The sequence below is a fragment of the Oxalobacteraceae bacterium OTU3CAMAD1 genome (assembly GCA_024123915.1).
Lineage (GTDB): Bacteria > Pseudomonadota > Gammaproteobacteria > Burkholderiales > Burkholderiaceae_D > Rugamonas.
Window position 1 is genome coordinate 7,442,955 of the sequence record CP099650.1, and the last position, 22,431, is coordinate 7,465,385.

The following is a 22,431-nucleotide window of genomic DNA, read 5'->3' on the forward strand; positions in this document are numbered from 1 at the left end:
TTACTTACTTCTTCCAGATTGTTAAAGAACGTACAGCACTTGATCTCTAAAAGATCAAATCTAAAGGCTTACCCTTACATTTGAACTCTTGGTGGAGGATGACGGGATCGAACCGACGACCCCCTGCTTGCAAAGCAGGTGCTCTCCCAGCTGAGCTAATCCCCCTGAGATTTACTACTAGGGTAAAACTGGTAGGGCTGGTTGGACTCGAACCAACGACCCCCGCGTTATCAACACGGTGCTCTAACCAGCTGAGCTACAGCCCCAAATGCTGTTCTTTGAATTTACAGTCGATAAGTGTGAACGCTTGATGAGTGAGTTATTGCTAACTCGTGCGACTCTAGAAAGGAGGTGATCCAGCCGCACCTTCCGATACGGCTACCTTGTTACGACTTCACCCCAGTCACGAATCCTACCGTGGTAAGCGCCCTCCTTGCGGTTAAGCTACCTACTTCTGGTAAAACCCGCTCCCATGGTGTGACGGGCGGTGTGTACAAGACCCGGGAACGTATTCACCGCGACATGCTGATCCGCGATTACTAGCGATTCCAACTTCATGCAGTCGAGTTGCAGACTACAATCCGGACTACGATACACTTTCTGCGATTAGCTCCCCCTCGCGGGTTGGCGGCGCTCTGTATGTACCATTGTATGACGTGTGAAGCCCTACCCATAAGGGCCATGAGGACTTGACGTCATCCCCACCTTCCTCCGGTTTGTCACCGGCAGTCTCATTAGAGTGCCCTTTCGTAGCAACTAATGACAAGGGTTGCGCTCGTTGCGGGACTTAACCCAACATCTCACGACACGAGCTGACGACAGCCATGCAGCACCTGTGTGATGGTTCCCTTTCGGGCACTCCCAAATCTCTCCGGGATTCCATCCATGTCAAGGGTAGGTAAGGTTTTTCGCGTTGCATCGAATTAATCCACATCATCCACCGCTTGTGCGGGTCCCCGTCAATTCCTTTGAGTTTTAATCTTGCGACCGTACTCCCCAGGCGGTCTACTTCACGCGTTAGCTGCGTTACCAAGTCAATTAAGACCCGACAACTAGTAGACATCGTTTAGGGCGTGGACTACCAGGGTATCTAATCCTGTTTGCTCCCCACGCTTTCGTGCATGAGCGTCAGTTTTGACCCAGGGGGCTGCCTTCGCCATCGGTGTTCCTCCACATATCTACGCATTTCACTGCTACACGTGGAATTCTACCCCCCTCTGCCAAACTCTAGCCTTGCAGTCTCCATTGCCATTCCCAGGTTGAGCCCGGGGATTTCACAACAGACTTACAAAACCGCCTGCGCACGCTTTACGCCCAGTAATTCCGATTAACGCTTGCACCCTACGTATTACCGCGGCTGCTGGCACGTAGTTAGCCGGTGCTTATTCTTCAGGTACCGTCATTAGATCTCTGTATTAGAAAGACCCGTTTCTTCCCTGACAAAAGAGCTTTACAACCCGAAGGCCTTCTTCACTCACGCGGCATTGCTGGATCAGGCTTGCGCCCATTGTCCAAAATTCCCCACTGCTGCCTCCCGTAGGAGTCTGGACCGTGTCTCAGTTCCAGTGTGGCTGGTCGTCCTCTCAGACCAGCTACTGATCGATGCCTTGGTAGGCTTTTACCCTACCAACTAGCTAATCAGATATCGGCCGCTCCAGGAGCATGAGGTCTTGCGATCCCCCACTTTCATCCTTAGATCGTATGCGGTATTAGCGTAACTTTCGCTACGTTATCCCCCACTCCAGGGTACGTTCCGATATATTACTCACCCGTTCGCCACTCGCCGCCAGGTTGCCCCGCGCTGCCGTTCGACTTGCATGTGTAAGGCATGCCGCCAGCGTTCAATCTGAGCCAGGATCAAACTCTTCAGTTTAATCTCTGTTACTTTTGCCGTTTTACCGGCACTCTTATTACTAAGAGGTCGCTCACTCAAAATACTGACAGGCCACTACTTTCGTAGCGCCTATTTCATTACTTCTTGTGAACATTTGATATTTTAAGTATCGCGGAACCGAAGTTCCGCGTGCACTTTCATCAAACGTCCACACTTATCGACTGTTAATTTTTAAAGAACTTTGTCTGGTACTGCTTGCACGCTTGACAAATCGTTTTGTTCGTCAGCGCAGAAGAAAGAGTATGAAGCGTTTCGCTTATTTCGTCAACCCCTCAACCACTTCTTCTTTTCTCGTTTCACTCCGCATTTAGCTTGTCGCTGAGATGCGTTGTTCTGCGAGGGGGCGAACTATAGCAAAGCCGGGACTGAACTGACAAGGTTTATTTTTGCATCAGCGTCCTGAACGCTGCGCGGTGCACTTGGATGGTGCTACATTAAGGCCCAGAGCTGCCAACAGCCATCGGAGACCGAGACAAATGGAACGCCACACCGCGCCACATCTGAGCACGGCATGGGAAGACACCATGCCGCTGATTATCGAAACCTCGCACCGCCGCTCCCGGCAGTACGGACTGCGTCCAGACTCCGCTGCGGACTTGAGCCGCGTCCCCACCGTCGATCTCTCGCTGCTGCTCGAACAAAACCGCCTGCTCCACACCCACGCGGTACCGGCCATGGAAACTCTGTACCAGCAGATCGTCAACACCCACAACATGGTGATCCTGACCGATGCGCACGGCGTGATCGTCCATTCCCTCGGCGACGACGACTTTCTGGAGAAAGCCAACCGCGTCGCGCTGCAGCCCGGCGCCGCCTGGTCCGAGCAAAGCAAGGGCACCAACGCCATCGGCACCGCGATCGCGGAACAGGCGCCGGTGCTGGTCCATGCGGAGCAGCACTACCTGACCGCCAATCATTTCCTCACCTGCTCGGCCGCGCCGATCGCCGACCACCTGGGCAACGTCATCGGCGTGCTCGATGTTTCCGGCGACCAGCGCAGTTTTCACAAGCACACCATGGCACTGGTGCGCATGTCCGCGCTGATGATCGAGAACCAGCTATTCTCCGCCACCTATGAGGACTCGATCACGCTGCACTTCCATGCGCGTCCGGAATTCATCGGCACGTTGATGGAAGGAATCGCATCGTTCAGCCCCGGTGGCCGCTTCCTCGCCGCAAACCGCAACGGCCAGTTCCAGTTGGGCCTGTCGCCGGCGGAATTGCAATCGCACACCTTCAGCTCTCTATTCGGCCTGCCGCTGTCGGCGCTGTACGAGCACTACCGCACCGCTTCGCCGGGCCTGCTGAATTTGTGCATGCACAGCGGCGTGCGTGTGGCCGGCCGCGCCCAGCTGCGCCTGAGCAACGGCGTGTTCCAGCAATCGCTGACGCACGACAAAACGCAACGCACCGAGCGGCCCAGCGCCACCCAGGCCGCGGCGGCCAAACGGCGCCTGTCCGGCCTGCGCTACCTGCGCACCGGCGATCCCCAACTGGAATTGGTGATCGACAAGGTCACGCGCGTGCTGGGCCACGACATTCCCATCATGATCATGGGCGAGACCGGCACCGGCAAGGAGCTACTGGCCCAGGCGATCCATAACGATTCGCCGCGTGCGATGAGTCCTTTCGTGGCGGTCAACTGCGCGTCGATCCCGGAGACGCTGATCGAATCCGAACTGTTCGGCTATGAGGACGGCGCCTTCACAGGTGCGCGTAAGAAAGGCGCTGTCGGCAAGATACTGCAGGCCAACGGCGGCACCTTGTTCCTCGACGAGATCGGCGACATGCCGTATAGCTTGCAGGCACGCTTGCTGCGGGTGCTGCAGGAGCGCGTGGTGACGCCGCTCGGCAGCGACAAGTCGATACCGGTGAACGTGGAACTGATCTGCGCGACCAATCATAATCTGCGCGATCGCATCGCCAAAGGTTTGTTCCGCGAAGACTTGTACTACCGGCTGAACGGGCTGGTGGTCAAGCTGCCGCCGCTGCGTGACCGGACCGATCTGGAGAGCGTGGTCAAGAAGATCCTCTCCACCGAGGCGGAGAGCGGCCGCTATCGTGTTTCCGACGAGATCCTGCGACTGTTCCGCCGCCATCGCTGGCCAGGGAATTTCCGGCAGTTGACCAATCTGCTGCGCACGGCCGTGGTCATGGCGGGCGATGAACATGAGATTTGCCTGCGCCATATGCCGGACGATTTTCTGGACGACGTTGAACAGGATGATGAACAGGCGGCGCCGCCTCAAAGCAACGGGGGCGCCGATGCCAACCTGGGGGAGATGGAGATACACGCCATCAACAAGGCGCTGGCGGCGCACGGCGGCAATGTCTCCGCCGCCGCGCGCGCTCTCGGCATCTCGCGCAATACGATTTACCGCAAAGTCCCGAACCTCAAATAGCGCTAAGCCTGTTGCTTCAACAGCGACACCTCCTCGTCGCTGAACAAGCGCGAGCGCGTCAGGAAGCGCTTGCCGGTGCCGTTGTCGAGCGAGAACATGCCGCCGTTGCCGGCGACTACGTCAATGATCAGCTGCGTGTGCTCCCAGTAAGCGAACTGCTCGCACCCCATGTAGAACGGCGCACCGTCCAACTCCCCCAGAAACACGTCGGTATCGCTGATGTTGAACTCTCCCGCCTGGTAGCACATCGGCGTGCTGCCGTCGCAGCAGCCGCCGGACTGGAAGAACATCAGCGGCCCGTGCCGGTCGCGCAACGCGGCGATCAGCTCGAGCGCCGCCGGCGTGGCCGTGACACGGGCGATGGCCGCGCTCATGGTTAGAAGAACCCCAAGGCGTTGGGGCTATAGCTGACCAGCAAGTTCTTGGTCTGCTGATAGTGGTCCAACATCATCTTGTGATTCTCGCGGCCGATACCCGATTGCTTGTAGCCACCAAACGCGGCATGCGCCGGATACAGGTGGTAGCAGTTGGTCCAGACACGGCCGGCCTGAATCGCGCGGCCGACACGGAAGGCGCGCGAACCGTCACGCGTCCACAGCCCCGCGCCCAGCCCGTACAGCGTGTCGTTGGCGATGCGCAGCGCGTCGGCCTCATCCTTGAAGGTCGTGACCGACACCACCGGCCCGAAAATCTCCTCCTGGAAGATGCGCATCTTGTTGTCGCCCTTGAACACGGTTGGACGCACGTAGTAGCCATCCTTCATGTCGCCGCCCTGCACATTGCGCTCGCCGCCGGCCAGCAGCTCGGCGCCCTCCTGCTTGCCGATGTCGATGTACGACATGATTTTCTCCAGCTGCTCCTGCGACGCCTGCGCGCCGAGCATCGTGGAGGCGTCGAGCGGATTGCCTTGCTTGATCGCGGCCACGCGGGCCAGCGCGCGCTCGATGAATTTCTCGTAGATCGATTCCTGGATCAGCACGCGCGACGGGCAGGTGCACACCTCGCCCTGGTTGAGCGCGAACATGGAGAAGCCTTCCAGGCATTTGTCGAAGAAGGCGTCGTCGGCGTCCATCACGTCGGCAAAGAAAATGTTCGGCGATTTGCCGCCCAGCTCCAGGGTCACGGGGATGAGGTTCTGCGCGGCGTACTGCATGATCAGGCGGCCGGTGCCCGTTTCACCGGTGAAAGCGATCTTGGCGATGCGCTTGTTCGACGCCAGCGGCTTGCCCGCCTCCAGGCCGAATCCATTGACCACGTTCAACACACCTGGCGGCAACAAATCGGCGATGATTTCCAGCAGCACCATGATCGAGGCCGGCGTCTGCTCGGCCGGCTTCAAGACCACGCAATTACCGGCCGCCAACGCTGGCGCCAGCTTCCACACCGCCATCAGGATGGGGAAGTTCCACGGAATGATCTGGCCGACCACGCCCAGCGGTTCATGGAAGTGATAGGCGTAGGTTTCCGAGTCGATCTGCGCCACCGAGCCCTCCTGCGCGCGGATGCAGCCGGCGAAGTAACGGAAATGATCGATCGCCAGCGGAATGTCGGCGGCGGTGGTTTCGCGGATCGGCTTGCCGTTGTCGATGGTCTCGGCGGTGGCGATCAGGGCCAGGTTGGCCTCCATGCGGTCGGCGATCTTGTTGAGGATGTTGGCGCGCTCGGTCTGCGAGGTCTTGCCCCACGCGTCCTTGGCGGCGTGCGCGGCGTCGAGCGCGAGTTCGATGTCTTCAGCGGTCGAGCGCGCCACCTCGCAAAACACCTGGCCTGTGATCGGCGTGATGTTGCCGAAGTATTCGCCCTTGACCGGCGCGACGAACTTGCCGCCGATGTAGTTGTCGTACCGTGGCTTGAATGGATTGGCTACGCCCAGTTTGCTGATGTCTGCGAGATTCATGTCGTCCTCTTTCTGCTATGGTTGTGTGGTGTTGGTGACCACCATTCTTTCGCAAACACCGTGCCAGCGGCGTTGAGAGGGATGGCCGGGGATTTCCACGTTGTCCGCCGGTGACAGTGTTCAGTTTTGACACACCGGTGGAGCAACGCGGCGCACTTTTTGCGTCGGACAGGTATATTGCAGGCTGCCCATCCGGAGAAAACATGAAGCGTTCCCCAATTCAACTTAATGCCGTCGCCGCGCTGTTCGCGCTTGGCGCTTCCAGCGTGGCCACCGCCGCCGACAATGCAGGCAATACAGACGCGCCGGTCGAAGTTGTCGTCGTCAGCGCCACGCGTGTCGGCCACACCGTCTTCGACATGCCGGCCGCGATCGATGTGGTCGACGCCGCGCGCATCCATGAGTCCCAGGCACGGGTGAACGCCTCCGAGGCGCTGGCGGCGGTGCCGGGCCTGGTGGCGCAGAACCGCCAGAACTATGCGCAGGACTTGCAGATCTCGTCGCGCGGCTTCGGGGCGCGGTCGACCTTTGGCGTGCGCGGCGTGCGGTTGATCGCCGACGGCATTCCCGCCAGCATGCCGGACGGCCAAGGCCAGGCGGCCACCTTCAATCTCGACATGGCCGAACGCATCGAAGTGTTGCGCGGCCCGTTCTCCGCCATCTACGGCAACCACTCGGGCGGCGTGATCCAGATGTTCACGCGCGATGGCGACGGCGCGCCCACCATCGAAACCAGCCTGACCGCCGGCAGTTACGGCACCCGCAAGGCCGACGTCAACGCGCAGGGCAAGCAAGCCGGTGTCGGTTACGTGCTCGACGCTTCGCGCTTCGAGACCGACGGCTACCGCGCACACAGCGCCGCCACGCGCGACCAGGCGTTTGCCAAGCTGACCGTGAAGCCTATGGACAACGCCAAGCTGACCATCGTCGCCAACGCGCTGCGCCAGGACGACACCCAAGATCCGTTGGGCGTGACCTGGGCCACCTACCAGCGCGACCCGCGCGCGGGCGAAACCGACGCCACCGATACCCAGACACCGAAGCGCACGCTGGCCGACCGCTACAACACCCGCAAGAGCATCGATCACACGCAGATCGGCGCCACGTGGGAGCAACGCTTCGGCCAGGACCGGCTGCGCGTGACCGCCTACGGCGGCAATCGCGAGGTGATCCAGTACCAGGCGTTTTCGCGTGGCTTCCAGGCGCCGCCGACGCACTCGGGCGGCGTGGTGAATTTCGCCCGCGACTTCTATGGAACCGACCTGAGCTGGATGCACGTCAGCCAGCTGGCCGGCGGGAAGCTGAGCACAACCGTCGGCGTCGAGTACGGCCGCTCCACCGATGGTCGTCAGGGATATGAAAATTTCATCGGCGCCCAGTTGGGCGTGAAGGGCGCGCTGCGCCGCGACGAACAGGACAAGGTCTCCAATCTCGATCCGTATGTGCAGGCCGAGTGGCAATCCGGTCCCTGGATGCTGAGCGCGGGCCTGCGCCGCAGCACGGTGAAGATTTCCGTCGACGACCGCTTCCTGAGCAATGGCAACGACAGCGGCAGCCTGGAGTACAGCCACACGACGCCGGTGCTTGGCGTGCTGTACCGCGTGTCGCCGATGCTCAACGTGTACGCCAGCGCCGCGCGCGGTTTCGAAACGCCGACGCTCAACGAACTGTTCTACTCGGGTACCGGCGGCGGTTTCAACTTCGGCCTGCAACCAGCCAAGAGCACGCATCTGGAAGCGGGCATCAAGAGCAAGCTGGACGAGCGCACCAGCATCAACGCCGCCGTGTTCCAGGTCCGCACGACGGATGAAGTGGTGGTCGACAGCAGCGGCGGCGGCCGCACCAGCTATCGCAACGCCAGCAAGACCTTGCGGCAAGGATTGGAAGTGTCGCTCGACTCGTCATGGCGTTACGGTTTGAGCACGCGCGTCGCGCTGACCAGCTTGCGCGCGATCTACGATCAAAGCTACGGCGCGGTGCTGGAAGGCAGCCGCCTGCCCGGCGTTCCGAATGCCAACGCCTATGCGGAGGTGGCGTGGAAGGATAGCGGCGACCGCTATGGCGCCGCGCTGGAAGCGATCGCCAGCAGCAAGATCTACGCGGACGATGGGAACGTCGATCAGCCGGCGCCCGGCTACGGCATATTGAATGCACGGGTCAGCGCCAAGCAGCAGTGGCGAGGCTGGCGCTTCAAACAATTCGTGCGGCTGAACAATCTGCTGGATAAAAACTACGTCGGCTCGGTGATCGTCGGTGACACGAACAAGCGCTATTACGAAGCCGCCCCGCAACGCAACTGGCTAGTCGGCGCAAGCGCGCAATACCAGTTCTAACGACCGCGAAGTTCAAATGCCACGGAGACACGTAGGGCGGATTAGGCGAAGCCGTAATCCGCCATGCATGCTCCGCCCGCGAAGCTCAAAGAATCACGCGGCCTTCTCAACCAACCTGTCCAGCAACCGCTCCCGATTGTCCAACACAAAATCAACAAACACCGGCTCCTTCACCGCCAGCCTCACCAACCCCGGCAACATCAAATAACAATACCCCGCAACCTTACGCACCGCCTCATCATCGCGCAGCGCCGCGCGCGTGATCGATCCCGAGCCCCCGCCCAGCATGGGCATGATGGTCGCATGGTGTTTGTCCAATATCGCTGAAACCGGTCCGGTCAATTTTTCGGCCATTCGGCTGTGCTCGTTGGTGTCGCTCATGTCAACGCTCCTGCAAAGTTGTGGAATCAGGATAGTGACCCGCTGACGCAAATCGGTTATGTGTTTGCGCAAGCGGGCACAAAATGCGCTAAGGTGAACGCCTCATATAGGAATATCCCCATGAACCAGCAAGCCGTCCAAACGTTTGATGCGATCGTTGTCGGCAGTGGACCTGGCGGCGCCAGTGTCGCGCGAGAACTGGCGCGCCGGAAACTCCGCGTATTGATACTGGAACAGGGAAGCGCGGCGCCACTGCAAGGGACGCTCTCGCAAATGGCTGGCATCGCCGCCGTTCCCGGAAAGGGCGCGTTCATCCATCGCGACGCTTCACTATTGGTCAGCGGTATCGCCGCAGGCGGCACCACCACCATCAACTTCGCCACCGCCGCCCCGCCGCCATTGCCCATGTTCGCCGCCCACGGCATCGACCTGGCGCCGGCGTTGGAATCGCTGCGCGCCGAGTTGCCGATGGCGCCGCTGCCGGACGAGTTGATCGGCCCGATGGCGAAGCGCATCCAGCAAGGCGCCCTGGCGCGCAAGCTGGGGTGGCGCAAGCTCGATAAGCTGATTCGTCCGCAATCTTGCCGCACCGGTTGTTGGCGGTGCGTCTATGGTTGCCCGTTCGGCGCCAAGTGGACCGCCCGGGATTTCGTCGATGAAGCTGTTCAGCTTGGCGCGGTCCTCATCGACCAGGCCAAGGTGGAGCAAGTGATTGTGGAGAACGGCCGTGCCACCGGCGTGCGCTATCGACGGGATGGTGAAATGCTCCAAGTGTTCGGCGCGAACGTGGTGTTGGCGGGAGGCGGCATCGGCAGTCCGCGACTGCTGCATCGCTCTGGTCTGCATGCGGAAAGCAGCGCTTTCTTCAGCGATCCGGTGATCGCGGTCATGGGTGTGGTGGACGATATCGACGGCGGCGCCGAGGTGCCGATGGCTGCCGGGATGTATTTGCATGAGGAAGGTATCGCGCTGGCGGATATGACGTTGCCGAAGCCGATGTATCAGGCCTTCGCGGCGCAGGTCGGGCGACTTGACCGGCTGATGTCGCATGCGCGGACGCTGACTTTGATGGTGAAGATACGCGACGATATCGGTGGAGACGTCGGCCCGCGATGGGTGGATAAGACGTTGACCGCCCGGGATAGGGCGAAGTTGGCGACCGGGGTTGGCATGGCGCGCGAGATTCTTCGGGCGGCCGGAGCGAAGAAGATTTTCAAGAGCTGGCATTTCGCCGCGCATCCTGGAGGGAGTTTGCGCATAGGCGATGTGGTGGACGGTAATTTGCAGACGACTACGCGGAACTTGTTTGTTTGCGATGCTTCGGTGATTCCGGCGCCGTGGGGACTGCCGCCGACGTTGACGTTGCTTTGTCTTGGGAAGCGGTTGGGGGTGGGTTTGGGTGGCAATTAACCCAACCGCCCGCCGCCGCACCGCGAGCCGCCGTGGAATGGGGTCGTACCCCTTGGGGTACGACCCCGCATGGCCGTGCGGGTTTCCAAACGCAAAAAACCCCCACCTGCACTGAACGCGATCTTGAGCGCGTTCAGGCTGATGGGGGTTTTTCTATATAACTAGCCTGACGATAACCTACTTTCACACTGGTTGCAGCACTATCATCGGCGCAGAGTTGTTTCACGGTCCTGTTCGGGATGGGAAGGGGTGGGACCAACTTGCTATGGTCATCAGGCATTGACTTGTACGAGCCGCGTTCTTGTGAACGTTGCTCAGAATCTGGAGAAGTAAGTAAATGGGGTAATGAAGTTGTGTATCAACGAACGTTTCAACGTACTTCTTATTCAACCATAACCTGCTAAGGTTATAGGGACAAGCCGTACGGGCAATTAGTATCAGTTAGCTTAATGCATTACTGCACTTCCACACCTGACCTATCAACGTCCTGGTCTCGAACGACCCTTCAAAGAGCTCAAGGCTCTGGGAAATCTCATCTTAAGGCAAGTTTCCCGCTTAGATGCTTTCAGCGGTTATCTCTTCCAGACTTAGCTACCCGGCAATGCCACTGGCGTGACAACCGGTACACCAGAGGTCTGTCCACTCCGGTCCTCTCGTACTAGGAGCAGCCCCCTTCAAATTTCCAACGCCCACGGCAGATAGGGACCAAACTGTCTCACGACGTTTTAAACCCAGCTCACGTACCACTTTAAATGGCGAACAGCCATACCCTTGGGACCGGCTACAGCCCCAGGATGTGATGAGCCGACATCGAGGTGCCAAACTCCCCCGTCGATATGAACTCTTGGGAGGAATCAGCCTGTTATCCCCAGAGTACCTTTTATCCGTTGAGCGATGGCCCTTCCATACAGAACCACCGGATCACTATGTCCTACTTTCGTACCTGCTCGACTTGTCAGTCTCGCAGTTAAGCACGCTTATGCCATTGCACTATTAGCACGATGTCCGACCGTACCTAGCGTACCTTCGAACTCCTCCGTTACACTTTAGGAGGAGACCGCCCCAGTCAAACTGCCTACCATGCACTGTCCCCGACCCGGATAACGGGCCAAGGTTAGAACCTCAAATGAACCAGGGTGGTATTTCAAGGTTGGCTCCACGAGAACTGGCGTCCCCGCTTCAAAGCCTCCCACCTATCCTACACAGATTGATTCAAAGTCCAATGCAAAGCTACAGTAAAGGTTCATGGGGTCTTTCCGTCTAGCCGCGGGTAGATTGCATCATCACAAACACTTCAACTTCGCTGAGTCTCGGGAGGAGACAGTGTGGCCATCGTTACGCCATTCGTGCAGGTCGGAACTTACCCGACAAGGAATTTCGCTACCTTAGGACCGTTATAGTTACGGCCGCCGTTTACTGGGACTTCAATCAAGAGCTTGCACCCCATCATTTAATCTTCCAGCACCGGGCAGGCGTCACACCCTATACGTCCACTTTCGTGTTTGCAGAGTGCTGTGTTTTTATTAAACAGTCGCAGCCACCAGTTTATTGCAACCCGTTCACCCTACTGAAGTAAATCAGCCAAGCTACAAGGGCGTACCTTTTCCCGAAGTTACGGTACCAATTTGCCGAGTTCCTTCTCCCGAGTTCTCTCAAGCGCCTTAGAATACTCATCTCGCCCACCTGTGTCGGTTTGCGGTACGGTCTCGTATGACTGAAGCTTAGAGGCTTTTCTTGGAACCACTTCCGATTGCTTCGAGACCTAAGTCTCTCGTCCCGCTCCCTTGAATTACGCGCCCGGATTTGCCTAAGCGCCTTCTATGAAGCAGCAACCAACTATTCCAACAGTTGGACAACCTTCCGCGATCCGTCCCCCCATCGCATCATACGACGGTGCAGGAATATTAACCTGCTTCCCATCAGCTACGCATCTCTGCCTCGCCTTAGGGGCCGACTCACCCTGCTCCGATGAACGTTGAACAGGAAACCTTGGGCTTACGGCGTGGGGGCTTTTCACCCCCATTATCGCTACTCATGTCAGCATTCGCACTTCTGATACCTCCAGCATCCTTTACAAGACACCTTCGCAGGCTTACAGAACGCTCTCCTACCATATGCTTACGCATATCCGCAGCTTCGGTGACTGGCTTAGCCCCGTTACATCTTCCGCGCAGGACGACTCGATCAGTGAGCTATTACGCTTTCTTTAAATGATGGCTGCTTCTAAGCCAACATCCTGACTGTTTTAGCCTTCCCACTTCGTTTTCCACTTAGCCAATCTTTGGGACCTTAGCTGGCGGTCTGGGTTGTTTCCCTCTTGACGCCGGACGTTAGCACCCGACGTCTGTCTCCCAAGCTCGCACTCATCGGTATTCGGAGTTTGCAATGGTTTGGTAAGTCGCGATGACCCCCTAGCCATAACAGTGCTCTACCCCCGATGGTGATACTTGAGGCACTACCTAAATAGTTTTCGGAGAGAACCAGCTATTTCCAAGTTTGTTTAGCCTTTCACCCCTACCCACAGCTCATCCCCTAATTTTTCAACATTAGTGGGTTCGGACCTCCAGTGCGTGTTACCGCACCTTCATCCTGGCCATGAGTAGATCACTTGGTTTCGGGTCTACACCCAGCGACTATCGCCCTGTTCGGACTCGATTTCTCTACGGCTTCCCTATATGGTTAACCTTGCCACTGAATGTAAGTCGCTGACCCATTATACAAAAGGTACGCAGTCACGGAACAAGTCCGCTCCTACTGTTTGTATGCACACGGTTTCAGGATCTATTTCACTCCCCTCCCGGGGTTCTTTTCGCCTTTCCCTCACGGTACTGGTTCACTATCGGTCGATTACGAGTATTTAGCCTTGGAGGATGGTCCCCCCATATTCAGACAGGATTTCTCGTGTCCCGCCCTACTTGTCGCACGCTTAGTTCCACACATCGCATTTCACATACGGGGCTATCACCCGCTATGGCTCCTATTTCCAGAGGATTCTGTTATGCGTCATGCTAAAACGTGCAGGCTCTTCCCATTTCGCTCGCCACTACTTTGGGAATCTCGGTTGATTTATTTTCCTGCAGCTACTTAGATGTTTCAGTTCGCCGCGTTCGCTTTGCATACCTATGTATTCAGTATGCAATGACCTAAAAGGCCGGGTTTCCCCATTCGGAAATCTGCGGATCAAAGCTTGTTTGCTAGCTCCCCGCAGCTTATCGCAAGCTACTACGTCCTTCATCGCCTGTAATCGCCAAGGCATCCACCATGTGCACTTATTCACTTGTCCCTATAACGTTAGCCCCTTGCGACTAAACAAAGGAGCGGTTATAGAAATAAGAAGTACTACGTTGTTGCGTTTGTTGATACATACAATCATTACCCATCGCGCCACCTGTCGGTGTCGCGATCAATAAAAATTTACTTACTTCTTCCAGATTGTTAAAGAACGTACAGCACTTGATCTCTAAAAGATCAAATCTAAACCTTGTGGCTTACATTTGAACTCTTGGTGGAGGATGACGGGATCGAACCGACGACCCCCTGCTTGCAAAGCAGGTGCTCTCCCAGCTGAGCTAATCCCCCTGAGATTTACTACAGGCAGAAACTGGTAGGGCTGGTTGGACTCGAACCAACGACCCCCGCGTTATCAACACGGTGCTCTAACCAGCTGAGCTACAGCCCCAAATGCTGTTCTTTATATTGACAGTCGATAAGTGTGAACGCTTGATGAGTGAACCGAAGTTCGTGCCACTCTAGAAAGGAGGTGATCCAGCCGCACCTTCCGATACGGCTACCTTGTTACGACTTCACCCCAGTCACGAATCCTACCGTGGTAAGCGCCCTCCTTGCGGTTAAGCTACCTACTTCTGGTAAAACCCGCTCCCATGGTGTGACGGGCGGTGTGTACAAGACCCGGGAACGTATTCACCGCGACATGCTGATCCGCGATTACTAGCGATTCCAACTTCATGCAGTCGAGTTGCAGACTACAATCCGGACTACGATACACTTTCTGCGATTAGCTCCCCCTCGCGGGTTGGCGGCGCTCTGTATGTACCATTGTATGACGTGTGAAGCCCTACCCATAAGGGCCATGAGGACTTGACGTCATCCCCACCTTCCTCCGGTTTGTCACCGGCAGTCTCATTAGAGTGCCCTTTCGTAGCAACTAATGACAAGGGTTGCGCTCGTTGCGGGACTTAACCCAACATCTCACGACACGAGCTGACGACAGCCATGCAGCACCTGTGTGATGGTTCTCTTTCGAGCACTCCCAAATCTCTCCGGGATTCCATCCATGTCAAGGGTAGGTAAGGTTTTTCGCGTTGCATCGAATTAATCCACATCATCCACCGCTTGTGCGGGTCCCCGTCAATTCCTTTGAGTTTTAATCTTGCGACCGTACTCCCCAGGCGGTCTACTTCACGCGTTAGCTGCGTTACCAAGTCAATTAAGACCCGACAACTAGTAGACATCGTTTAGGGCGTGGACTACCAGGGTATCTAATCCTGTTTGCTCCCCACGCTTTCGTGCATGAGCGTCAGTTTTGACCCAGGGGGCTGCCTTCGCCATCGGTGTTCCTCCACATATCTACGCATTTCACTGCTACACGTGGAATTCTACCCCCCTCTGCCAAACTCTAGCCTTGCAGTCTCCATTGCCATTCCCAGGTTGAGCCCGGGGATTTCACAACAGACTTACAAAACCGCCTGCGCACGCTTTACGCCCAGTAATTCCGATTAACGCTTGCACCCTACGTATTACCGCGGCTGCTGGCACGTAGTTAGCCGGTGCTTATTCTTCAGGTACCGTCATTAGGCCTCTGTATTAGAAAGACCCGTTTCTTCCCTGACAAAAGAGCTTTACAACCCGAAGGCCTTCTTCACTCACGCGGCATTGCTGGATCAGGCTTGCGCCCATTGTCCAAAATTCCCCACTGCTGCCTCCCGTAGGAGTCTGGACCGTGTCTCAGTTCCAGTGTGGCTGGTCGTCCTCTCAGACCAGCTACTGATCGATGCCTTGGTAGGCTTTTACCCTACCAACTAGCTAATCAGATATCGGCCGCTCCAGGAGCATGAGGTCTTGCGATCCCCCACTTTCATCCTTAGATCGTATGCGGTATTAGCGTAACTTTCGCTACGTTATCCCCCACTCCAGGGTACGTTCCGATATATTACTCACCCGTTCGCCACTCGCCGCCAGGTTGCCCCGCGCTGCCGTTCGACTTGCATGTGTAAGGCATGCCGCCAGCGTTCAATCTGAGCCAGGATCAAACTCTTCAGTTTAATCTCTGTTACTTTTGCCGTTTTACCGGCACTCTTATTGCTAAGAGGTCGCTCACTCAAAATACTGACAGGCCACTACTTTCGTAGCGCCTATTTCATTACTTCTTGTGAACATTTGATATTTTAAGTATCGCGGAACTTGGTTACCCTTGCTCCGCGTGCACTTTCATCAAACGTCCACACTTATCGACTGTTAATTTTTAAAGAACTTTATTCGGTACTGCTTGCTGATGGAGCGTTGTGTTCATCAGCGAAGAGGCAAGATTATGAGGCGTTTCGAACATCTCGTCAACCACTTCTTTTTGCCCCGCTTCATTCTGCGACACGCTGTTTTGTGCACACCGTTTTGCGGGGAGGCGAACTATAGCAAAGGGTTCGACTGCTGACAAGAGCGACAGCGTAAAATGTCGCTTTTACCGATCCAAAAGTGCGTCATGTCCATCCTGCTCACCACCCTCAACGCCCGCTACACCCACGCCTCGCTGGGATTGCGCTATCTATTAGCAAATATGGGAGAGCTGCAGGAACAGACGCGCTTGCAGGAATTCGTCATCGGTGCCAAGACCACCGAGGTCGTCGAGCGCATCCTGGCGCACGCGCCGAAGATCGTCGGTTTCGGTATCTATATATGGAACGTCGAGGAATCGACCAAAGTCATCGCCATGCTCAAGCGCGTGGCGCCGCATGTGATGGTGGTGCTGGGCGGGCCGGAAGTGTCGTACGAGTCGAACGAGCAGGAAATCGTCAAACTGGCGGACTACCTGATCACCGGCTGGGGCGATGTCACCTTCCCCAAGCTGTGCGGCGAAATCCTCAACGGCCCGAAACCGCTGATGAAGGTGCACGCCGGCGTGCAGCCGCCGATGGCCGAGATCAAGCTGCCCTACTCCTTATATAGCGACGACGACATCAAAAACCGCACGATCTACGTGGAAGCCTCGCGCGGTTGCCCGTTCAAGTGCGAATTCTGCCTGTCTGCCCTGGACAAGACGGCGTGGCCGTTCGCGCTGGAGAGCTTCCTGGCGGAGATGGAATCGCTGCACGCGCGCGGCGCGCGGCTGTTCAAGTTCGTCGACCGCACCTTCAACCTGAATATCAAGACCAGTTTGAAGATCATGCAGTTCTTTCTCGATAAGCTGGAGGCCAACCCGGACGATCCGGTCTACGCCCACTTCGAGCTGGTGCCGGACCACCTGCCGGACGCCCTGAAAGAGGGCATCAGCAAGTTCCCGCCCGGCGCGCTGCAGTTCGAGATCGGCATCCAGAGCTTCAATCCGGCGGTGCAGACCTTGGTCAGCCGTAAGCAGGACAACCAGAAGGCCGCCGACAACATCCGCTGGCTGACCGACCACTCCAACGCCCACATGCATGTGGACCTAATCGCCGGCCTGCCCGGGGAGACGGTGGAGAGCTTCGCCGAAGGCTTCAACAAACTGTGGGCGCTCGATCCGCACGAGATCCAGTTCGGCATCCTCAAACGCCTGCGCGGCACGCCGATCATCCGCCACACGCAGGAATTCGGGCTGGTGTTCGAGCCGTACGCGCCCTATACCATCCTGGCCAACCGCGATATCGACTTCCCCACCATGCAGCGGCTGGTGCGTTTCGCCCGCTACTGGGACCTGGTGGCCAACTCGGGCCGCTTTGGCAATACGCTGCCGGTGCTGCTGGGGGATTCTGCGTTCGAACACTTCATGGCCTTCTCGGACTGGCTGTACGCGAACACCGACGCCACCCACCGCATCGCGCTCGAGCGGCTGGTTGCTATGGTGTCGCGGTATTTGCAGGAACGCGGCATGGACAAGTCGGACGCCGACGCGCTGCTGGCCAGCGATTACGCCGGGTCCAAGCCCAAACCGGCCGAGACGCCGGCGCCCAAGCGGCAGGCCCGGAGGCTGGCTGCCTGATGCCGCCAACCCGCAAACCGGAGCCTGGGGTCGTACCCCATTGGGTCGACGGGGACGCCGAGTCCCCGCCTGGCGGTGCGGGTTTCGCCTTTAGCGCCTCCGCCATTTGCCAGAGGGCGGCAGCGCACCGCCGCCGCGAACTCCTATGGCGGACAGTGCCAAACTCCCTTAAACTGACGTAATGCCTACAGCCCAAGAGCCCACCCTCACCCTCAATCCAGGTGCCGCCAACGGCCCGTCGGTCGCGGCGGGCGGCACCTGGCAAGTGCACGCTCTGGCGCAGGGCAAGGCGATGGCCACCATCACCGGGCTGCTGAAATCCCTCAAGGCCGACAAAGTGAGCTGGGACCTGTCGGCGATCGACAGCATGGACCACATCGGCGCCCAGCTGTTCTGGAACGCCTGGGGCAAAACCCGCCCGCCCGACCTGCACCTGGCGCCGGGGCAGGAAGAATTCTTCAACCGGCTCGAAACCACCGGCAAAATCGAACTGCCGCGCCCACGCCAGCAGCGCCTGACGTGGGTGATGAAGCTTGGCTTCGCGATGCTGCTGTTCTTCGAGCACATGCTCGGCTTCATCACGCTGATCGGCCAACTGACCCTGGACCTGTGGCGCTTCGTCCGCGCGCCGCAACGCGGTCCGTGGAAGGAAATCTCGGCCAACATCTTCCACGCCGGCTTCCAGGCGCTGGGTATCACTGCGCTGGTCGGGTTCTTGATCGGCGTGGTGCTGTCGTTCCTGTCGGCCCAGCAGCTGCGTGCCTTCGGCGGCGACATCTATCTGGTCAACCTGCTCGGCATGAGCATCATCCGCGAACTGGGACCGCTGCTGGCGGCGATTCTGGTGGCGGGCCGCTCGGGCTCCTCGATCACCGCGCAATTGGGCGTGATGCGGGTGACCGAGGAACTCGACGCCATGCTGGTGATGGGAATCTCGCACGGCTTCCGCCTGGTGATGCCGAAGGTGCTGGCCCTTGCCATCTCGATGCCGCTGCTGGTGATCTGGACCGATTCGATGGCGCTGATCGGCGGCATGCTGTCGGCGCAGGTAGAACTCGGCCTGTCGCCGCAGTACTTCATCTCCAAGCTGCCGGACGCGGTGCCGCTGGCGAACTACATGATCGGCCTTGGCAAGGGCGTGGTGTTCGGCGTGCTGATCGCGCTGGTGTCGTGCCACTTCGGCCTGCGCATCAAGCCGAACACGGAAAGCCTGGGACGCGGCACCACCACCTCGGTGGTCACGGCCATCACGGTCGTGATCCTGGCCGACGCGGTGTTCGCCATCCTGTTCAACGGCGTGGGGTTCTGATGGCCGATCTTGCACTCGTTCCCGACAAAGCCTGCGGTCCGGGCACAGGTGAACTAACCCTCGACGGCAGCGTGCCGATCGTCGACATCACCGGCCTGTGGACCAAGTACGGCCGCACCGTCGTGCACCAGGACTTGAACCTGGAAATCGAACAAGGCGAGATCATGTCCATCGTCGGTGGCTCCGGTACCGGCAAGACCACACTGGTGCGCCAGATGCTGGGCCTCGAGCGCCCCGCGCGCGGCTGCGTGCGCGTGTTCGGCGAAGACATCAGCGAGATCGGTCCGGCGCAACTCCAGCAGCTGCGCAACCATTGGGGTATGCTGTTCCAGCAGGGAGCGCTGTATTCGGCGCTGACGGTGTTCGAGAACATCGCCCAGCCGATGCGCGAGCTGCAGGTGCTGCCGGAAGACCTGGTGCGCGACGCCGTGCTGCTGAAAATGAATATGGTCGGCCTGGGACCGGAACACGCGAACAAGATGCCGTCCGACCTGTCCGGCGGCATGGTCAAGCGCGTGGCCCTGGCGCGCGCGCTGGCGCTGGAACCGAAGCTGCTATTCCTCGACGAGCCGACCGCCGGCCTCGATCCCGACCTGTCGGAAGCGTTTGTATCCCTGATCAAATCGCTGCACCGGGAGCTGGGACTGACCGTCGTCATGGTCACGCACGATCTGGATACGCTGTTCGCACTGTCGACGCGCATCGCCGTGCTGGCGGAAAAACACGTGATCGCCCTCGGCCCGCTGCAGGATGTGCTGAAGGTCGACCACCCGTTCATCAAGGAGTTCTTCCTGGGCGACCGGGGACGCCGCGCGCTGGAGGCACTGGACGAAAAGGCGCTGGACGAAAAAACCAATAAGGATCACTGATGGAAAACAGATCACACGCACTCACCACCGGCTTTTTCACGATCACCCTGCTGATCGCGGCGATCCTGTTCGGCATCTGGTTCAACCGCGACCGCGTCGAGCGGGCGCCGTACGTGATCGCCACCACGCAATCGGTGCCGGGCCTGAACCCGCAGGCGCCGGTGCGCTACCGGGGCCTGGAAGTGGGCAAGGTCGGCGGCATCGCCTTCAATCCCAAGATGGCCGGCCAGATCCTCGTCACGCTCAACATCAACACCGACGCGCCGATCACCAAGACCACCTACGCCACCCTGGGCTACCAGGGCGTGACCGGGATCGCCTTCATCCAGCTCGACGACGAGCAAACCGGCTCGCCGCTGCTGGCCACCAGCAACGAGGCGCCGGCCGTCATTCCGCTGCGCCAGGGCTTCCTGGACCAGGTGGAAAAGCGCGGCAAGGAGATCCTGTCGCAGACCGAGGAAGTGACCAAACGCCTCAACACCCTGCTCAGCCCCGAAAACCAGAAGATCATGCTGGCGGCGTTCGCCGACGTCAGCGCGACCGCCAACAAATACCGCGACCTGCCGGCCAAGCTGGAGCCGACCATCGTCAAGCTGCCGGCGCTGGCCAACGAGGTGCAAAAGACGCTGGTGTCCGTCAACGCGCTGGCGACCGACGTCAATCGCCTGACCACCGGCCTGCAAGCGCCGGACGGGCCGATCGCGCGCGTCAGCGGCACCGTCGACCGCATCGGCCTGTCGGTCGAATCGGTGGCCGGAGGCCTGGAACTGGACACGCTGCCGCAGGTGAACTCGCTGGCCGACGACACCCGCTCGTCGATGCGCGCGCTGCGCAAGACCATGAACAAGATTAACGATCGTCCGCAAAGCCTGATCTTCGGCGCGCCCGGCACCCCGCCCGGCCCGGGGGAAGAAGGCTTTACCGCTCCGACCAAATAAGGATCACCGATGACCACGACCCTGCGCGCCCGCGCCGCCATCATCATCGCCGCCGTTTTGCTGAGCGCCTGCGCCAGCAAAGGCCCGACCAACGCCCACTACGACTTTGGCCCGCTGCCGCCGCCAACCCAGGCGGCCGCCGCCAACAGCATCGGCGCCATCATCGTCGCCGACGCCACCGGTCCGGCGTCGCTCGATTCGGAGCGCATGCAATACCGCCTGCTGTACGCCGACGCGCGCCAATCGCGCCCCTACGCCTACAACCAGTGGACCAGCACCCCGCTGCAGCTGGTCACGCAGCGCATGAAGGCGCGCATCGCGCAGGCCGGCGTGAAGGTGCTGTCGACCACCGACTCGGCCGCCGCCGTCAACCTGCTACGGCTGGAGGTCGACGACTTCGCACAGAACTTCGAGACGGCCACGCAAAGCAGCGGCAATATCAGCCTGCGCGCCTCGGTGTTCCGCAACCACCGCCTGGTGGACCAGAAGACCTTTGCCCGCAGCGCCCCGGCGCCTAGCGCGGATGCCGCCGGCGGCGCGCGCGCCCTGGCCGACGCCTCCGACGCACTGGCCGCCGACGTGCTGGTGTGGCTGGCGGCGCTGCCGCCGCAAGGACAATGACGCAACCGGCGGCATCGGCGCCGCCCGTTCCGGCGCCCGTCCGCAAAGGCTCGCCGCTCTCGCGCGCGGCGCTGCTGGCTTATCTGCTGCTGATCATCTACGCCAGCTGGTTCCCGTTCTCCGGTTGGCAGAACCAGGGCCTGTCGCCGCTGATCTTCCTCGAAACCTCCAGCATGCCGCGCTACTGGACCAAGTTCGACGCCATCATCAACGTGGTCGGCTACGTGCCTTTGGGGGCGCTGATCGTCTACTCGCTGTACCCGCGCATTCGCGGCATCTTCGCCTTCCTGCTCGCCACCTTATGCGGGTTGCTGGTGTCCGGCACGATGGAGGCGGTGCAAACCTACCTGCCCAGCCGCGTCTCGTCCAACCTGGACTTCTACACCAACGCCGCCGGCTGCGCGATCGGTGGCCTGATCGGCGCGCTAACGGTGCGGCGGCTGCTCGATGAAAGCCCGCTGCAGCGGCTGCGGCGCGCCTGGTTCGCGCCGCACGCCAGCCAGGGCCTGGTGCTGCTGGCGCTTTGGCCGCTGGCGCAGATCTATCCGCAAAGCTTCCTGTTCGGCCTGGGCCAGTTGCTGCCGATCCTGTCGGACTGGATGTCGCAGCTGCTCGACATGGAGATCGACCTGGCCAGCTACGTGCGGCCGGACATGGTGCTGACGGTCGAACAATACTGGCTGTCGGAGACCATTATCACCGCCTGCGGCATGGTCGGCGCGGCGTTGACCTTGCTATGTTTGCTGCGCAAGCCGGCCCCGCGCGCCCTGCTGGTGGTGGCCATGATCGGTTCGGCCATCGTCGTCAAGGCGTTGGCGACGGCGCTGCTATTTTCGCCGGAAAACGCCTTCGCCTGGGTGACGCCGGGCGCCGAGGGCGGCTTCCTGATCGGCGCCATCATGCTCGCCGGCCTGATGTTCGCCCCGCACGTGGCGCAGCGGCGGCTGGGCGCGGTGACGTTGTTGTTAAGCCTGGTGGTCATCAACACCACACCCGCCAACCCGTATTTCGTGGCCACTTTGCAAACATGGGTGCAGGGTAAGTTCCTCAACTTCAATGGCGCGGCGCAATTCCTGTCGCTGCTGTGGCCGTTCTTCGCGGTCTGGTTCCTGTGGCTGCCCTCGCACAAGCTCAACAAGGAGCCCAGAGACCCAAACACCGGCCCGGGCCAAGGGCGGGTATCATAGC

General features: G+C 59.3%; 12 protein-coding genes, 4 tRNA genes and 4 rRNA genes. 9 read left to right on the forward strand and 11 right to left on the reverse strand.

Annotation, left to right across the window (positions count from 1 at the left end; translation table 11 throughout):
• Nucleotides 1-89: 89 nt before the first annotated feature.
• The 3 genes from NHH88_31940 to NHH88_31950 form a co-directional block, all read right to left on the reverse strand.
• Nucleotides 90-165: transfer RNA gene (locus tag NHH88_31940), tRNA-Ala, on the reverse strand.
• Nucleotides 166-189: 24 nt separating this feature from the next.
• A tRNA-Ile gene (locus NHH88_31945) sits at nt 190-266 on the reverse strand.
• A gap of 78 nt (nt 267-344) precedes the next feature.
• Nucleotides 345-1,873, reverse strand: a 16S ribosomal RNA gene (locus NHH88_31950).
• Nucleotides 1,874-2,370: 497 nt separating this feature from the next.
• On the opposite strand from NHH88_31950, the gene NHH88_31955 reads away from it, so the two are divergent.
• Nucleotides 2,371-4,296 (forward strand): sigma-54-dependent Fis family transcriptional regulator, encoded by a 1,926-nt coding sequence (locus tag NHH88_31955; GenBank protein ID USX14187.1) that lies wholly within the window; start codon nt 2,371-2,373, stop codon nt 4,294-4,296.
• 2 nt (nt 4,297-4,298) lie between these two features.
• Here the strand turns inward: NHH88_31955 and NHH88_31960 are convergent, their stop codons facing one another.
• Nucleotides 4,299-4,670: a DUF779 domain-containing protein gene (locus NHH88_31960; GenBank protein USX14188.1), complete on the reverse strand. Its 372-nt coding sequence runs from the start codon at nt 4,668-4,670 to the stop codon at nt 4,299-4,301.
• 2 nt (nt 4,671-4,672) lie between these two features.
• A complete protein-coding gene (locus NHH88_31965; GenBank protein USX14189.1) occupies nt 4,673-6,193 on the reverse strand; it encodes an aldehyde dehydrogenase family protein in 1,521 nt (506 codons plus the stop codon).
• Between the two features lie 203 nt (nt 6,194-6,396).
• On the opposite strand from NHH88_31965, the gene NHH88_31970 reads away from it, so the two are divergent.
• A complete protein-coding gene (locus NHH88_31970; GenBank protein USX14190.1) occupies nt 6,397-8,526 on the forward strand; it encodes a TonB-dependent receptor in 2,130 nt (709 codons plus the stop codon).
• Between the two features lie 93 nt (nt 8,527-8,619).
• Here NHH88_31970 and NHH88_31975 read toward each other — a convergent pair whose 3' ends face one another.
• Nucleotides 8,620-8,907: a hypothetical protein gene (locus NHH88_31975; GenBank protein USX14191.1), complete on the reverse strand. Its 288-nt coding sequence runs from the start codon at nt 8,905-8,907 to the stop codon at nt 8,620-8,622.
• Nucleotides 8,908-9,027: 120 nt separating this feature from the next.
• On the opposite strand from NHH88_31975, the gene NHH88_31980 reads away from it, so the two are divergent.
• The gene (locus NHH88_31980) at nt 9,028-10,317 is read left to right on the forward strand and encodes a GMC family oxidoreductase N-terminal domain-containing protein (protein USX14192.1); all 1,290 of its coding nucleotides are present in this window, start codon (nt 9,028-9,030) and stop codon (nt 10,315-10,317) included.
• A gap of 164 nt (nt 10,318-10,481) precedes the next feature.
• On the opposite strand, the gene rrf is transcribed toward NHH88_31980, so the two are convergent.
• The 5 genes from rrf to NHH88_32005 all read right to left on the reverse strand — a co-directional run bounded on the left by rrf (nt 10,482) and on the right by NHH88_32005 (nt 15,599).
• Nucleotides 10,482-10,594, reverse strand: a 5S ribosomal RNA gene (gene rrf / locus NHH88_31985).
• A 133-nt stretch (nt 10,595-10,727) separates the two neighbouring features.
• Nucleotides 10,728-13,600 (reverse strand): 23S ribosomal RNA (locus NHH88_31990).
• Between the two features lie 220 nt (nt 13,601-13,820).
• A tRNA-Ala gene (locus NHH88_31995) sits at nt 13,821-13,896 on the reverse strand.
• A 23-nt stretch (nt 13,897-13,919) separates the two neighbouring features.
• Nucleotides 13,920-13,996, reverse strand: a tRNA-Ile gene (locus tag NHH88_32000).
• Nucleotides 13,997-14,070: 74 nt separating this feature from the next.
• Nucleotides 14,071-15,599: ribosomal RNA gene (locus tag NHH88_32005) — 16S ribosomal RNA — on the reverse strand.
• Together the 16S, 23S and 5S rRNA genes with 2 tRNA genes alongside form the textbook arrangement of a ribosomal RNA operon.
• 434 nt (nt 15,600-16,033) lie before the next feature.
• Between NHH88_32005 and NHH88_32010 the strand changes: the two genes are divergently transcribed.
• The 6 genes from NHH88_32010 to NHH88_32035 all read left to right on the forward strand — a co-directional run bounded on the left by NHH88_32010 (nt 16,034) and on the right by NHH88_32035 (nt 22,430).
• Complete coding sequence (locus tag NHH88_32010; protein ID USX14193.1) at nt 16,034-17,506, forward strand: DUF4080 domain-containing protein; 1,473 nt, start codon at nt 16,034-16,036, stop codon at nt 17,504-17,506.
• Between the two features lie 181 nt (nt 17,507-17,687).
• A complete protein-coding gene (locus tag NHH88_32015; protein USX14194.1) occupies nt 17,688-18,815 on the forward strand; it encodes an ABC transporter permease in 1,128 nt (375 codons plus the stop codon).
• Nucleotides 18,815-19,684, forward strand: a complete 870-nt coding sequence (locus tag NHH88_32020; GenBank protein ID USX14195.1) for an ATP-binding cassette domain-containing protein — start codon at nt 18,815-18,817, stop codon at nt 19,682-19,684. The genes NHH88_32015 and NHH88_32020 overlap by 1 nt, the downstream gene beginning before the upstream one ends.
• On the forward strand, nt 19,684-20,622 hold the full coding sequence (locus NHH88_32025) for an MlaD family protein (protein ID USX14196.1): 939 nt from the start codon (nt 19,684-19,686) through the stop codon (nt 20,620-20,622). Before NHH88_32020 ends, NHH88_32025 begins: the two co-directional genes overlap by 1 nt.
• Before the next feature lie 9 nt (nt 20,623-20,631).
• Nucleotides 20,632-21,243, forward strand: coding sequence for an ABC-type transport auxiliary lipoprotein family protein (locus NHH88_32030; protein ID USX14197.1), 612 nt, complete (start codon nt 20,632-20,634; stop codon nt 21,241-21,243).
• The gene (locus NHH88_32035; GenBank protein ID USX14198.1) at nt 21,240-22,430 is read left to right on the forward strand and encodes a VanZ family protein; all 1,191 of its coding nucleotides are present in this window, start codon (nt 21,240-21,242) and stop codon (nt 22,428-22,430) included. Before NHH88_32030 ends, NHH88_32035 begins: the two co-directional genes overlap by 4 nt.
• Nucleotide 22,431 lies beyond the last annotated feature (1 nt).

Coding starts and splice junctions, on each gene's coding strand:
- NHH88_31955 (USX14187.1), top strand. CDS start 2,371: ATGGAACGCCACACCGCGCCACATCTGAGCACGGCATGGGAAGACACC.
- NHH88_31960 (USX14188.1), bottom strand. CDS start 4,670: ATGAGCGCGGCCATCGCCCGTGTCACGGCCACGCCGGCGGCGCTCGAG.
- NHH88_31965 (USX14189.1), bottom strand. CDS start 6,193: ATGAATCTCGCAGACATCAGCAAACTGGGCGTAGCCAATCCATTCAAG.
- NHH88_31970 (USX14190.1), top strand. CDS start 6,397: ATGAAGCGTTCCCCAATTCAACTTAATGCCGTCGCCGCGCTGTTCGCG.
- NHH88_31975 (USX14191.1), bottom strand. CDS start 8,907: ATGAGCGACACCAACGAGCACAGCCGAATGGCCGAAAAATTGACCGGA.
- NHH88_31980 (USX14192.1), top strand. CDS start 9,028: ATGAACCAGCAAGCCGTCCAAACGTTTGATGCGATCGTTGTCGGCAGT.
- NHH88_32010 (USX14193.1), top strand. CDS start 16,034: ATGTCCATCCTGCTCACCACCCTCAACGCCCGCTACACCCACGCCTCG.
- NHH88_32015 (USX14194.1), top strand. CDS start 17,688: ATGCCTACAGCCCAAGAGCCCACCCTCACCCTCAATCCAGGTGCCGCC.
- NHH88_32020 (USX14195.1), top strand. CDS start 18,815: ATGGCCGATCTTGCACTCGTTCCCGACAAAGCCTGCGGTCCGGGCACA.
- NHH88_32025 (USX14196.1), top strand. CDS start 19,684: ATGGAAAACAGATCACACGCACTCACCACCGGCTTTTTCACGATCACC.
- NHH88_32030 (USX14197.1), top strand. CDS start 20,632: ATGACCACGACCCTGCGCGCCCGCGCCGCCATCATCATCGCCGCCGTT.
- NHH88_32035 (USX14198.1), top strand. CDS start 21,240: ATGACGCAACCGGCGGCATCGGCGCCGCCCGTTCCGGCGCCCGTCCGC.